The following is a 13,739-nucleotide window of genomic DNA, read 5'->3' on the forward strand; positions in this document are numbered from 1 at the left end:
TAAAAACAATCAATTTAATTTATAGTCTGTTTTTTGTTTTCTTATCTAAATTTGTTGAAAATAAAAAATATGAAAACTAATATTTTAGGATTACCAGTAAGAGAATCTGAATTAATTATAGTGGAATTAAATGTTTTGCTTTCTAATTTTCAAGTGTATTACCAGAGTTTGAGAGGAATACATTGGAATATTAGAGGGAAGCGTTTTTTTGACTTGCATGTTAAATTTGAAGAATTGTACAATGACTCCCAATTAAAAATAGACCTGATTGCAGAACGTGTACTTACTCTTGGCGGAAGGCCATTGCATACTTTTGAAGATTATATTCAATTCAATCAATTGACCGTTGGAAAAAACATTTCAAACGATGAAAAAGCAATTCATCTCATCGTAAATTCGTTATCTCATTTGTTGAAAATCGAACGGGAAATACTTATTAAATCGTCAGAAATTAATGATGAAGGAACTAATTCGATGATGAGTGATTTTATTGCTGAGCAGGAAAAAACGATTTGGATGATGCAGGCATGGTTGGAAGAAAGCCTTTAAAATTATTGATATAGCCGGATGAAGTGAGTTGAAACTGACTTTTCCTTGAATGTTAATTTTTTTTTAAAATTAAAAGAAAGCCTCGATTTTTAATAAACTAAATTCTACTTTTGGCCTTATGAAATTTACGGCAAAAATATTTTTAATTATTTTCATGATTTTTCTTTTGGCACCGACAATAGTTTGTGTTATTGAGAAAAATGCCGATACTTCTATATTTTACAGTGTTGCCGAAGAAGAAAATGTGCACAAACAATTCAAAGCTTTTTTACACTTTGATACTACAAGTGAAATAGCTTGTCCGGTTGCATTTTCTAAAAAAACTATTTTATCGGATAATTTATTAAAACACGATAACATAGCGGCTTCTATATTTATACCTCCACCCGACGAAGTTTAATACTAGATTAATTTCAAATAATTTGAAGTTAAGTTTTTCACATTTCTCAATGTGAACAAAATCTATGTGTTCAATTTTTAGTACGGTATTATGACAAAAAAAATAAATCTTTTTGCTAACCTTAAATCTGATTTTGCGTCTGGTTTAGTGGTTTTTTTGGTGGCGCTACCCTTGTGTTTAGGGATTGCAATGGCATCTGGTGCCCCTCTGTTCTCGGGGATTATTTCAGGGGTTGTTGGTGGAATTGTAGTGGGATATTTGAGTAAATCTCATATAAGTGTTTCGGGTCCTGCAGCTGGTTTAACAGCAATTATTTTGACGGCAATTACTGATTTGGGAGCATTTGATGTGTTCTTAACAGCAGTTTTTATAGCAGGTTTAATTCAATTGGTTTTGGGATTTGTAAAAGCGGGAAGTATTTCCAATTATTTCCCAACTAACGTTATTGAAGGAATGTTGGCTGGTATTGGAATTATAATTATCTTGAAACAACTGCCTCACGCTTTTGGTTATGATAGTGATTTTGAGGGTGATCAGTCTTTTACACAGACAGATGGGGGTAATACATTTACTGCCTTGTTGGGTATTTTTGATTATGTACAACTGGGAGCAATAATTATTAGTGCTGTTTCTGTAATTATTTTGATTGCTTGGGATAAGGTCCCTTTTTTGAAAAAATTAAAGTTGATTCCTGGTGCATTGGTGGCCGTTGTTGTGGGAGTTATTTTGAATGAAATTTTTGTAGCTAGCGGAAGTTCATTGGCTATAATGAAGGAGCATTTGGTTTCTTTACCAGTTCCAACAACATTAGAAGAATTCAAACAAATTATTGTGACTCCAAATTTTTCTGGTATAACCAATCCTCAAGTTTGGGTTGTCGGTTTAACGATTGCGATTGTAGCCTCAATTGAGACTTTGTTATGTATTGAAGCCTCTGATAGAATGGACGTTCATAAACGTTATACAGACACGAATATGGAATTGAAGGCACAGGGAATTGGAAACATTGTCAGTTCACTTTTAGGTGGTTTGCCAATGACCTCAGTTGTAGTTCGTTCTTCAGCGAATAATAATGCAGGTGCTAAATCTAAAATGTCAGCTATTATTCACGGTGTTTTGTTATTGGTGAGTGTTTTGACTATTCCATTAATATTGAATAAAATACCGTTGGCAACATTAGCTGCAATTTTAATCTTAGTGGGTTATAAATTGGCAAAACCAGCTACATTTAAGCATTTTTGGGAAAATGGAAAATACCAATTCATTCCTTTTATTGCTACTTTATTGGCGGTTGTATTCACTGATTTATTAAAAGGTGTGGCTTTGGGAATTGTTATCAGTGTTATTTTTGTACTGAGAGGGAATCTTAAAAGAGCATATAGCTTTAGAAAAGAAGAGTATGAAGATGGAGATGTGATTCATATTGATTTGGCACAAGAAGTTTCTTTCTTGAATAAAGCAGCAATTAAGTCTACCTTAAATGATATACCTGAGAATTCTAGAGTGATTATTAATGCTGCAGACACCGTTTATATTGCACACGATATTTTGGATTTAATACGCGAGTTTAAAGCGACAAGAGCTAAAGATCAGAATATAAAGATAAAACTTAAGGGCTTTAAAAAGGCCTATGAATTAGAAAACACTGTTGAAACACAAAATCATGTTACTATTGAACATCATTATGACTTTGCAAAAAGGGTAATGGTTAAAAAAGAAACAAAACGTGAAGTTTTCCCCGAATAAAAAATACCACAGATTATATTTAAACATTTTAAATCAGTTACTTTACAATTAAAATTAAAATTTCATAAGTTAAAAAATAATTAAGATGAGCGATTTTTATAAAAAAATATTAGATAATAACAAAAAATGGGTTGAAACATCTTTAGAGAAAGATCCCAATTTTTTTCAAGATTTAGCCAAAGGACAAACCCCACCTTTATTATGGATTGGTTGTTCAGATAGCAGGGTTCCTGCAAATGAAATTGTTGGAGCTAAACCAGGAGAAGTTTTTGTTCATAGAAACATTGCTAACATGGTGGTACATTCAGATATGAACATGCTAAGCGTTCTGGATTATGCTGTAAACGTTCTAAAGGTGAAACACGTACTTGTTTGCGGGCATTATGGTTGTGGAGGTGTAAAAGCTGCCATGGGAAATGATTCTATTGGGATTATCGACAACTGGATTCGTCATATTAAAGATGTGTATCGTCTGCACCAAACCTATTTGGATTCCATAGAAAATGAAAATGATCGTTTCAATGCTTTTGTGGAAATCAATGTTAAAGAACAGGTTTTTGATTTGGCTAAGACTTCAATAGTTCAGTCCGCTTGGAAAAATGGACAAGAATTAACTCTTCACGGATGGGCATATGGATTAAATTCTGGATTTGTAACTGATTTGGATGTCAATATCAGTTCAAACAGTGATTTAGATGATGTATATCAATTGAAATTTTAAAAAAGTAAAATTTCACAAAATAAAAAAACTGCTTTCGGGCAGTTTTTTTTATTTCTTAAATTAAAAGTTTAATCCTCGTTTTCAAGATTTTCATTAAATGCCGATGGAAGAAGAGTAGGTATAAACTTAATCAATATAGGTAGCAATAAACTTCCGCCCGGCAGCAAAAATATGGTCAGTGAGGGAATCGTTTTGCAGATATCCAACAATTGTTTCTTTACTTTTTTCTTTTCTTTCTCATCTAAATCCCTTCTGGTAGAATAGGCGAGTAGGAGCATTAACTCTTTACTTTGAACAATTTCTTTTACTAACCTGTTTTTATTTCTCGAAATTAACGTCACTACGCTTTGAGTAGTTTGATCGTAAAAATGTTTAACGGGATTTGAATAATTGAAATAAGGAATTTCTTTTTTGTATTTTGTAATAAAATCATTCGTGCTTTGAATGCTTTGGTCTACAAAATCATCCGTAATACCTAGTGTTTCGGCTAATTGATGTAAAAAATAGGCTTCATTATTCTCAATTACACCATCACTCCACAAGGCCATTCCGGCGATGTCTATCAAATATTTTTTTTCCAGATCATTAGTGAAATAGTCCAATTGGAGACTTTCTATCCCAAAACTTTGGGATTGAACTGAGTTTTTTGAAAATTTACTGTATCGTATGGAGGCTTCGAAAAGTTTGATTAATAAATCATCATATTGGGTTTTGTTAGACTTTATTTTTAGAGCTAATGTCACGATATTGACAATAGTTTCTTCTAACTTTTTGAGATACTTATCCGGAATAGCTCCATGTATTAAATATTGACGAAAAGCAATAACATCCATAAACAATAACGCATTGGTTACCAAATGTGAAAAGTTTTTACTGATGATACTGTCATTGGTTTGGACACGTTCGTCAATTATTTTTTCTAATGCTAGGGAAGCGTTATTTTTAGGCAGTATTTTTTTGAACAAGTTAAAACCCTGTGGATTCATTTCATTATAAAAATGAACAGCTTCGGAAATAAAATGTTCAGAATCATTATCTTTTTTGGTCAAAACAAAAACACCAAAGAGGGTATTTAATAAAGCTACTTTGGAAATTTCTTCTTTAAACCAACCTTTTGAATGAATTTCTGTTGGGGTTTCAAATGAAATAATATGTCCATAGATAAAGCCTGTATCCCTTACTTTATTATAAAAAGAGTCATTTGTTTCAGAAGCAGTTTGTTCTGAAATTCTTTGTTTATAAAAAAATTTATCTATCCAACCAGGTGTCGACGGGTTAATCATTGCTTTGATTTGAAAGTACAAAGCTATGTTTTTTTATGGCTTTGATATTAAATTAAAATTAAAAAAAAACGTCTAGTTCAAAAAGCTAGACGTTTTTTCTATAGTTGAAAGTAAATTTACTTAATTATGGCTGAACAGGCAACTCTTGCACCAGCATTTCCTGTAGGTTGTGTTGTGAAATCATCAGCACCTTGATGTACGATTAGTCCTTTACCAAGAATGTCTTTTGTTTGATCTCCGCAACCAATACACCATTCGTCAGTAGTTAAAGTGATCGTTCCGTTTCCATTTTCATCAGCTGTGAAATTTCCGATATCTCCTTTATGATAATCACCAACTCCCCATTTTCCGTGGTTTTTGAAAGTTGGGTTCCAATGTCCTCCAGCAGAAGTTCCATCAGGGGCAGAGCAATCTGATTTCTCGTGAATATGGATAGCATGAATACCCGGTTTTAGTCCAGAGATTTTAGCAGTGAAAACCACTTTTCCCTTTTTTTCTTCAAAAGATGCAGTTCCTGAAACGGTACTGTTGCTTTTTGGTTCAAAAACAAGATCTAATTTTTTTGAATCATTTGATTTATTAGTTGTTTTACATCCGATGATAACGGCTGCAATAACCGCAAAGGACAAAAGTATTTTTTTCATAGCGTTTGATTTTTGCATAAAGTTAGTTAAATTTTTTAAAAAGACAATCAATAGATTTAATAGTTTGACAGCTCAAAACACACGAATTTTTGTGTCTGATGGAAGATGCTGTTGCCATTTAAATGAGTACTGTTTTATTCGATTTTTTCTTTTCTGGCCATGAATTTTAATTTTTCTGACGTAATTGGTTTCATGATATATCCTTTGAGTGTGTTGTAAATTTTTGCCATTTCTATATCAACAGGATCAATAGATGATGTGACAATAAAAATATTAATTTCTTTTTTAATGGGTAATAAAACAAATTCATCCAAAAATTGCCAACCATCCATTACAGGCATATTCAGGTCCAATAAAATTATATCAGGAAGTTTTGAATTGTTGTCACAATTTTTTTGCAGTTCGTCTAATGCAGACCGAGCATTAAAAAAAGGATGAATTTCTTCACAGGATTCATTTTTTGCAATAAGCAGACTAACTAATTTTACTGATAATTTATCGTCATCAATTAAATAAACGATTTTATTTCTCATTTAAAAAGACTTTAAAAGTAGAGCCACGGCCTACCTTACTTTCTACATCAATTTTTCCGCCCATGGCCTTCAGTTGATTTTTTGTAATAAATAATCCAATTCCCTTAGCATCTTCATTTCCGTGAAATGTTTTATACATTCCAAAAATTTTATGTCCGTTTTTCTCTAAATCAATTCCTAAACCATTGTCTTTGAAGTTTATAAAAGTATAGTTTCCATCTGTTTCATGATCAATTTCCAAAACGGCTTGTCGTTCAGGGGATTTGTATTTTATTGCATTAGTAAATAAATTCAACAGAATACTATCTAAATAAGCAGGAATGGCAAGTACGGTAAAATCGTCTGGTATAGAATGAACAATCTTTATTTGACTTTCTCTTATAACTAAACTCAGCGCTCTTTTCGTTTTTTCGATTTCATCTTTCAAACGAATCCTTGTTTTTGTAATATTTGTATTTTTCTGAATTGTGATGATCTCGTTCAGATATTCTATCGTTTCTGAAAGTTTTTCAGTTCCTTCTTTAAACAAACTGATATATGATATTTTTTCATCGGGGTCGACAGTTTGCTCCATTAGGTCTAGAACCATTGATAAATTGCTGGCATGTGACCGTATGTTATGAGAAACGATATGAGAAAAATTAAGAAGCTTTTTGTTCTGATCACTGGTTACATCCAATAGCTTTTTTAGCTGTAATTCTTTTTCTTTTTTAATGGTGATATCCCGACCTACACCCACAAAATTGATTAAATTATTTTGATTGTCGAATATGGGAGTGATATTCAGTTCAAACCAATATTTTTCCTTGTTCTTTTTGTAATTCAAAATGGTAACTTTGATACTTTCTTTATTTTGAATGGCTTTACGCATTTTATCAGTTGTATCCTGATTTGTATCCGGCCCTTTCGATAAATAGCCGGGTTTTTCTCCTAATATTTCATTCAAACTCAAACCTGTGAGTTCAAGATAAGCGTTGTTTGCCCAAACAGCCTTGCAATCTGAATTTGCTATTATTATGGTATCAGTTGTTTCGGAAGCCGCAAGTGATAGCATATTCATTTTTTCTTCAGCATTTTTTCGAACAGAAATATCTCTGAAAAAACAGACTAAAAAAGTTTGATTACTAACCTGAATTTCTTTTCCATGAGCAATTTCTACAGGGACTTTGGTACCGAATTTAGTTTTTATGACAATTTCATCAGCTATATAATTGTCATTTGTCACATCCTTATTCAGAAAAGATTTAAATTTATCTTTGTGGTCATCCGGAAATAAGTCGAATTTGTTCATGCCAATCAGTTCTGAATGAGAATAACCGGTCAGTTTTGAAGATATTGAATTACAATCTGTGATACATCCACTCGAAGAGTCAATAATGAAAATAGCATCATTGGCACCCGAAAAAATGGAAGAAAATTTTTCAACATTTAGTTGGAGCTCATTGATTAAATTTTGTTCATTGGTAATGTCTTGAATGGTACCAAATACCCGATACGTTTTTCCGTCTTTTAATTCTACCTGACAGATACTTTCGATATATTTTATATTATTTTTAGCCGTAATGATTTGAAACTTTTCATTAAAGACAGTTCCTTCATTTATGGCTTTATTGAGCGTGTTTTTGACTCTGGTTCTTTCGTTTTCTGAATAAAAGGTAAAGGAATTTTCTATAGTAGGAATATAATCATCGGAAACTTCATGAATATATTTTGTCACCGTATCCCAATAAAGGACATGGTTAACTAAGTTTATTTCCCATATTCCAATTTTTGCTGATTGAGCGGCTTTGAAATACAATTCAAGATGATTAATCATAGTAGGTTTTAAAAGAAATTTAAAAGATTTGGGCTAGCCAAAAATAGGAAAAATGTCTCATTTAAATTTTTTTATTATTAAAAATGTATTTGTTTCGTTTTACAGCGGATGTATTTTATTGTCAGGAATTTTGCATTTCAAAATTGAGCTATCTAAGATGTGGTTCCATTGACTCCAAGAATGTTTCGCAGATAGTGTAAATTGTTGTTAAAAGCATTAAGTAGTTTGAAAAAAGGGAATAATCCAGTTATTATTTAATGTAAATTTGCATTAAATATTAGCCTAATGAGTGAGCCTTTAATGGTTTTCAAGAAACCTACCTATCCAATTAATCATTTTCTTTTAGATTATTTGGAACGATATGACCGTATTTCAAAAGTTCCTATTTCTTATGATGATTTGTTGCGCTTTTCGGGTTCTATCAATGTTTATGATAAAAATGAGCAGGATACATTATGGATTCGGGTATATTATAATGAATTTGAAAGAGAAGAGATTGATTTGACTTTAAAAAAAATATATTCCTTGCTGCATTCTGATGGTAATCTTGGAATTATAAAATTTTTAAATGTAGATTCAATTGACTACTGTACTTTCGGAAATTCAAAGCCTTTTAGAATAAAAGTTAGAAATATTCTGAATGATAATTACACGCATTTTTATGTCAAAAAAGCAGATGCTTCAAGAGTTTACGGATTAGAATTAGAGCATATTCTTTCCCCCGATAAAATAAATTTTTTGGTGTATGAAGATACGCTGATCGAAGAACATATTATGGGAATTGCAGGGGATGTGTTTATAAAGGAATTTTTGAAAGATTGTAGCGAAACCGAAAAAGCACAAATAGCAAAGGAATTTGTAAAGTTTAATGAGAGAAGCATGATTCGCTTATTAGGGGATATGCGGGCCTATAATTATGTAATTGTTCCTATTCATGATTTTGATCAGGTAGTGTATCGAATTCGGGCCATCGATTTTGATCAACAATGTTATGAGGGCAATTTTAAAGTATACCGACCACAGTTTTTTAAAGAAAATTATCCAATGGTAAAATTGGTGAAAGAAAAACTTCAAAACAGTTCCATTGAACAGTATAAAGATGAAGAAAGATCGGTACTTGCCAAAAGAATCATTTCGGCAGAAAGTAGGATTAAACGATTGATGAAAATCATGGGTAATGATGTTATTTCTACTGATGAACATTTAGAGCAATTGAAATTGGAACTCTATCGTTATACGAATGATTTGAATTTTAAAAGAGCAAAATCTATGGGACATATCATGAGTGCTGCCTTTGAGTTTATTACCAGAAATTTCAAAAACACGAATGTATTCGATAATAAAATGTAGATTTTAATAGGTTGAAAATTAGTTTTTAGCTGTCAAAGAATCTGTTTTTACTAAAAAAATTACACGCTTTATTTTATCATTATATGAGAAACTATATTTCATTGTTGGCCGTATTTATTTTATTGGCCTGTCAACAAAAATCCGATTCATTGAATACGCTTTACTCTTTGCCTAAAAAGTTAAAAGAAACTTCGGGAATCATTTATCTGCAAGAAAATAATTTGCTTTGGACACTGGAAGACAGCGGTAATGAGAATGCCATCTATGGATTGAATTTTGAAAATGGCACAATCGAAAAAACGGTAACCATCGAAAATACAGAAAACATCGATTGGGAAGATATCACAAAAGACAAAGAAGGTAATTTGTATATTGGTGATTTTGGCAACAATGATAATACCAGAAAAGATTTGTGTATTTATAAAATAGATAAGAATTCCTTAGACAAGGAAAGTGCTTTGCCTGCCTATAAAATTTCATTTGCTTATCCGGAACAAAAAGAGTTTCCTCCTTCGAAGTCCGAATTATTCTACGATGTTGAAGGCTTTTTTGAATTCAGAAATAATTTTTATTTGTTTACCAAAAACAGAAGTAAAGGATTTGATGGAACCGCCTTTTTATATAAAGTTCCCAATTCCGGAGGTTTTCATCAAGCACAGTTAGTTGGGGAATTCCAGACCTGCGATAATTACAATCACTGCGCCATTACGAGTGCTGCCATAAGTCCGGATGGCTCCAAAGTGGTTATTCTTTGTCATGATAAAGTTGTTGAATTTGATGCTTTTCAAGGAGATAATTTTCTGAAAGGAAAAAGAACCAATCTCAATTTGAATCATTTTTCACAAAAGGAAGCGGTTTGTTTTAAAGATAATGACCTTTTGATTATCGCCGATGAAAGAACTAAAAAAATAGGAGGGAATGTGTATAATGTTAGTATTGAAAAACTAAAATCCAAACCCTAAACCAAAAGAAATTCTGGCTTTTTCCTCTTCCATGCTTTTAAAACAGGTGATTCGGGCTGTTATCACATTGAGTCCGTTGAGCCATAATCCGCCACCGAAGGATTGATGCCATTTGCTTGAATCTTCATCTTTTTCCCAAACCCGGCCGTAATCAAATCCTCCTAAAATGCCGTAAGACATAGGGATAATACTTTTTTTGATTTTTCCTATATTCCAACGGAGATCACTACTTTGATAAAAAGATTGTTTCCCTAAAAAACGTTCGTTTCTAAATCCTCTCAAATCATAATCACCGCCTAAAGTCGCTCCCTGATAAAATTCGTAATTGTCATTGAACAGTATTTTTGATTTCAAAATGGTAGCCAAAACTACTTTGCCATTCGCATCGATTTTATGGTTGAAATTAAGTTTGCTTTCTAATTCCGGAAAATTTCTTTTGGTGTCATCGAGGTTCATTTTCCAACTTCCCGCTATTGAAAACCCCATTCCCATAGTTGGTAATGCCGGGATATCGTAATTCTCAAAACTGTATTTCACTATTGCTCCAGCAAATTGTTGGTTTTCAAAAACAGCTGGATTTACAACTCCGGGAGTACTTATAAATCGATCGACTGTATTTTCGACTCTAATTTTTTCAAAGGTTGTTTGTATATGGAAGCTACTGCCATACAAGCCTACTTTTTTAATGGACGGCATAAGTTTCAGCATTCGAATACGCACCCGATTGTAATCCATTCCATAAATTTCGTCATTGTTTACGGTTTCATTACCCGGACCAAAATAATTAATAGTAAAGTTAGGACTCGTAAAACGGGCTTCCCAATCAAAGTCCCATTTGCCTAGAGCTTTTGGAAAAAGAGCATTATAGGTAAGTTCATATCCGTTTGTTGCAAAAAAGTAATTTGCTTTTAAGATGTGCTTTTGTGTATACGGATTTTGCTTAAAATTATTGACGGTATAATTAGCAATAAAACCCAGTTTTACACCGTCATCCGGATTGTAACCACCAAAAGGTAAGCCAGCAAAAGCATTGTATTTGGGTTTCGTATAATCATAAAGATTGGTTTCATATTCGTCTGTCAGGACCGTTTTGGCCTTAGAATCTAATATATAGGTGTTTTCTTTTGACTTAAAATCAAAAATTGTGGTTCTTTCTCCGTTTTCCACGATATAGGAATCGTTGTTTTGTCCTCCAATTAATCGAATATTTATTGATGATTTTGATTTTCCTTTCACCTCAAAAACATCTTCATCATCCAAACCGTAAATCCAAATATTTTTGGTTTTCTCAGCCGTAAAATCTTTTGCATATAATAATTCGTCCCCTTCCTTTTTTAAACGATAGACGTCAATAGTGAGTTGGTTTTTTGCTTTATGGTGGATTATGAATTTATCTTTTTTATCGGTACCAACAATCAGAACTGTTTTTTGTAATACGTTATAATATTCAAAGGCATAGCGCTGCAATTGGGTTTTTCGGGCTTTCAATTTATATTTGATGCTTTCGATTGTTTCATCTTGAATTTCTTTTGGTAAATTAAGAAACGCATTGTCTATATCAGTATCCGAAAGGTTTTCCTGTATGTATTTTGCTTGTGCTAACCATTCATCTTCAGAAGCAGTTTTTAGAAAAGCAAGATCTAAAGGGTAAGGTTCACGATTGAGCCATTTTACGTTTTTAATTTCCTCGTCGAAAGTTTGCATGTGTCGCAGGGCAGGCATATTCATCAAAAGAGACAATAATGTGCCGTCAAATTTTGAGAATGCCTGATCTCTGTCGCGGGGAATTGGTTTGTACACTATTTTAGCACCAACTTTATATTCACCCCAACGCCACTGATCCTCATGTCTGTCCCAATCGCCAATAAGCATGTCAAATAATCGGGCTCTGATATAGGCATTTTCATCGACGGAATACTTTTCATCTTTGTGAAGATTCTTTAATAAATCGTCGGTGCCAATAATAGCGGTAGGTTGGGCAAAACTTTTTACATTGATTTGACTGTCGGTCGGTCGTTCTTCCACCATATACAATTCATCTCCAAAATCGGTATTGAATCCTTTTAAAGCTTTGTGTTTTGGAATATAATACAATTCAGGATTTGTGTGTGCAACCCCAATTTTATCGGCTAAATTTCCAACGGCAAATGGTGTGTAAGGATGAGCAGTGGTATAAAAATCAAATAGGAAATTTTCTGCATAGGTATCTTCAAAGTCATTTTCGACAAATTGATCTTTGAAAGCAACCGCTTGCAAAAAACGAGTGGCACTTTTTTCTAAGGCACGCATTACATATTCTTTTCCGTCTTTATCAATGAGTTGCAGCGATCGAGATTGATGTCCACCACCGGCACGTTTCGGCTTCAGTCCACCAAAAAGAGTATCAATAGTTGTTATTGGCACTTCTATTGGTAAACTGTAATATTTTCTATAATGTTTTCCAAAAAGAAATCGGTGAAACCCTGTTTTTTGAGTTTGTGTTTCTGAATAAATAGCTGTGGTTTTCGTTTTATCAAATGATTTCGGAAAATCAGCTGTGCTGTAATTGTCCTTCGCAACGAATACTGCCTGGTCAAAAAGTAATTTGGCTGAATTGTTTTCATTGCCATAAAAAGCAATTTTTACTCCTCCATTTTCATAAACAGATAATGCAGCAAAACCATTTTCTCCATAAGAAAAATCATTAGGGAAAACTGCTTTTGCGGCTTCTGATTTTGATCCGGATCCACTGATGATTTGCTTGATGTTGTCTTTTTGAATGTATTGTAAATTATGGTCGTGACCGGAAACTACAATGACATTATCCTGACTTTGCAGTAATGTTTTTAGCCGTTTTGCAAAAAAAGTATATTGTTTGTTTTGAATGTCTTGTGGGCTTATTCCAGATGTTTTTCGGATTAGATTAATCAAAGAACCAATGATAGGAAGTGGAATTTTTTCCTCCAAAGGATACAGTTCTTTTTCAAATGCAAATTGGCCACCATGCGTTCCATTACTCATTATTGGATGGTGCATGGCCAAAATAACTGTTTTATCCTGATTTTTATTGAGGATACTTTCTAATTCATCCAAAAATGCTTCTCTCGTTTTGATATCACAGTTATCATTTATGGTTGGATTTTTATCCCAGTCTTCCAAAAACCACTGACTGTCAATAGTAATAAGAGTTAGGTTATCATTTATTTTTAAATCGTCAATAGCACAACCCTTTCTGGGTAAAAACGATTTTTTGTCTTGAAGAAAATCGGTTACAAATTTAGCTTGTCGTTCTAAGCCTTTAATACCGCTGTACCAGTCATGATTCCCCGGAATAAAGATGGTTTTTCCTTTGAAGTCTTTTGATAATTTTAGCTGGTTGGTCAGTTTGGTTTCTGCTAAGGCTTGTTCATTGCGGTTACTGGTGTCAGGGAAACCTTTAGGGTAAATATTATCGCCAAGAAATAAAAGAGTTGTGTTTTCATCCGCTTTTTTTAATTGGTCTTCCAATAATCCAAGGATTTGTTGCGCGTTTTGCTCTTCTGCATTTCCGGCGTCCCCAATTAAATAAAAGGTATGGGCAATTTTTGTAGTATCGCTTGCGTTTTGTGATATCGGATTGTTGATGTTTTTTCCAAATTGTGCCTGATGTGTTGCACATGATTGGAAAACAAGCACATTTAAAAGCAATAAAGCAGCTATTTTATTCGAATTAATAAAACAATTATCCGGAAACAATTTCATAATTTAGTAGTATAA

Annotated in this window: 11 protein-coding genes; 6 read left to right on the top strand and 5 right to left on the bottom strand. The window is 32.9% G+C overall.

Annotation, left to right across the window (positions count from 1 at the left end; all coding sequences use genetic code 11):
• Nucleotides 1–69: 69 nt before the first annotated feature.
• From ABEB23_RS03005 to can, 4 genes are all read left to right on the top strand, one after another.
• A complete protein-coding gene (locus ABEB23_RS03005; RefSeq protein ID WP_348810892.1) occupies nucleotides 70–549 on the top strand; it encodes a Dps family protein in 480 nt (159 codons plus the stop codon).
• Between the two features lie 118 nt (nucleotides 550–667).
• Nucleotides 668–949 (top strand): hypothetical protein, encoded by a 282-nt coding sequence (locus ABEB23_RS03010; protein ID WP_348810893.1) that lies wholly within the window; start codon nucleotides 668–670, stop codon nucleotides 947–949.
• Nucleotides 950–1,039: 90 nt separating this feature from the next.
• The gene (locus ABEB23_RS03015; protein ID WP_348810894.1) at nucleotides 1,040–2,695 is read left to right on the top strand and encodes a SulP family inorganic anion transporter; all 1,656 of its coding nucleotides are present in this window, start codon (nucleotides 1,040–1,042) and stop codon (nucleotides 2,693–2,695) included.
• Between the two features lie 85 nt (nucleotides 2,696–2,780).
• Nucleotides 2,781–3,416 (top strand): carbonate dehydratase, encoded by a 636-nt coding sequence (gene can / locus ABEB23_RS03020; RefSeq protein WP_348810895.1) that lies wholly within the window; start codon nucleotides 2,781–2,783, stop codon nucleotides 3,414–3,416.
• Nucleotides 3,417–3,484: 68 nt separating this feature from the next.
• Here can and ABEB23_RS03025 read toward each other — a convergent pair whose 3' ends face one another.
• From ABEB23_RS03025 to ABEB23_RS03040, 4 genes are all read right to left on the bottom strand, one after another.
• The gene (locus ABEB23_RS03025) at nucleotides 3,485–4,699 is read right to left on the bottom strand and encodes an LETM1-related biofilm-associated protein (protein ID WP_348811129.1); all 1,215 of its coding nucleotides are present in this window, start codon (nucleotides 4,697–4,699) and stop codon (nucleotides 3,485–3,487) included.
• Nucleotides 4,700–4,815: 116 nt separating this feature from the next.
• Complete coding sequence (locus ABEB23_RS03030) at nucleotides 4,816–5,343, bottom strand: superoxide dismutase family protein (RefSeq protein ID WP_348810896.1); 528 nt, start codon at nucleotides 5,341–5,343, stop codon at nucleotides 4,816–4,818.
• Nucleotides 5,344–5,477: 134 nt separating this feature from the next.
• Complete coding sequence (locus ABEB23_RS03035; protein ID WP_348810897.1) at nucleotides 5,478–5,876, bottom strand: response regulator; 399 nt, start codon at nucleotides 5,874–5,876, stop codon at nucleotides 5,478–5,480.
• The gene (locus ABEB23_RS03040) at nucleotides 5,866–7,692 is read right to left on the bottom strand and encodes a PAS domain-containing sensor histidine kinase (protein ID WP_348810898.1); all 1,827 of its coding nucleotides are present in this window, start codon (nucleotides 7,690–7,692) and stop codon (nucleotides 5,866–5,868) included. The genes ABEB23_RS03035 and ABEB23_RS03040 overlap by 11 nt, the downstream gene beginning before the upstream one ends.
• Before the next feature lie 285 nt (nucleotides 7,693–7,977).
• Between ABEB23_RS03040 and ABEB23_RS03045 the strand changes: the two genes are divergently transcribed.
• Nucleotides 7,978–9,042 (top strand): hypothetical protein, encoded by a 1,065-nt coding sequence (locus ABEB23_RS03045; protein WP_348810899.1) that lies wholly within the window; start codon nucleotides 7,978–7,980, stop codon nucleotides 9,040–9,042.
• An 83-nt stretch (nucleotides 9,043–9,125) separates the two neighbouring features.
• Nucleotides 9,126–10,004, top strand: coding sequence for a hypothetical protein (locus ABEB23_RS03050; RefSeq protein ID WP_348810900.1), 879 nt, complete (start codon nucleotides 9,126–9,128; stop codon nucleotides 10,002–10,004).
• Here the strand turns inward: ABEB23_RS03050 and ABEB23_RS03055 are convergent.
• A complete protein-coding gene (locus ABEB23_RS03055; RefSeq protein WP_348810901.1) occupies nucleotides 9,987–13,724 on the bottom strand; it encodes a metallophosphoesterase in 3,738 nt (1,245 codons plus the stop codon). The two genes, ABEB23_RS03050 and ABEB23_RS03055, sit on opposite strands and share 18 nt — an antisense overlap.
• Nucleotides 13,725–13,739 lie beyond the last annotated feature (15 nt).

The sequence above is a fragment of the Flavobacterium maritimum genome, from assembly GCF_040049085.1.
GTDB lineage: Bacteria > Bacteroidota > Bacteroidia > Flavobacteriales > Flavobacteriaceae > Flavobacterium > Flavobacterium maritimum.

What these genes read in the sequence shown, in the direction of transcription:
- ABEB23_RS03005 (WP_348810892.1), top strand. Translation starts at nt 70, where the DNA reads ATGAAAACTAATATTTTAGGATTACCAGTAAGAGAATCTGAATTAATT.
- ABEB23_RS03010 (WP_348810893.1), top strand. Translation starts at nt 668, where the DNA reads ATGAAATTTACGGCAAAAATATTTTTAATTATTTTCATGATTTTTCTT.
- ABEB23_RS03015 (WP_348810894.1), top strand. Translation starts at nt 1,040, where the DNA reads ATGACAAAAAAAATAAATCTTTTTGCTAACCTTAAATCTGATTTTGCG.
- can (WP_348810895.1), top strand. Translation starts at nt 2,781, where the DNA reads ATGAGCGATTTTTATAAAAAAATATTAGATAATAACAAAAAATGGGTT.
- ABEB23_RS03025 (WP_348811129.1), bottom strand. Translation starts at nt 4,699, where the DNA reads ATGATTAACCCGTCGACACCTGGTTGGATAGATAAATTTTTTTATAAA.
- ABEB23_RS03030 (WP_348810896.1), bottom strand. Translation starts at nt 5,343, where the DNA reads ATGAAAAAAATACTTTTGTCCTTTGCGGTTATTGCAGCCGTTATCATC.
- ABEB23_RS03035 (WP_348810897.1), bottom strand. Translation starts at nt 5,876, where the DNA reads ATGAGAAATAAAATCGTTTATTTAATTGATGACGATAAATTATCAGTA.
- ABEB23_RS03040 (WP_348810898.1), bottom strand. Translation starts at nt 7,692, where the DNA reads ATGATTAATCATCTTGAATTGTATTTCAAAGCCGCTCAATCAGCAAAA.
- ABEB23_RS03045 (WP_348810899.1), top strand. Translation starts at nt 7,978, where the DNA reads ATGAGTGAGCCTTTAATGGTTTTCAAGAAACCTACCTATCCAATTAAT.
- ABEB23_RS03050 (WP_348810900.1), top strand. Translation starts at nt 9,126, where the DNA reads ATGAGAAACTATATTTCATTGTTGGCCGTATTTATTTTATTGGCCTGT.
- ABEB23_RS03055 (WP_348810901.1), bottom strand. Translation starts at nt 13,724, where the DNA reads ATGAAATTGTTTCCGGATAATTGTTTTATTAATTCGAATAAAATAGCT.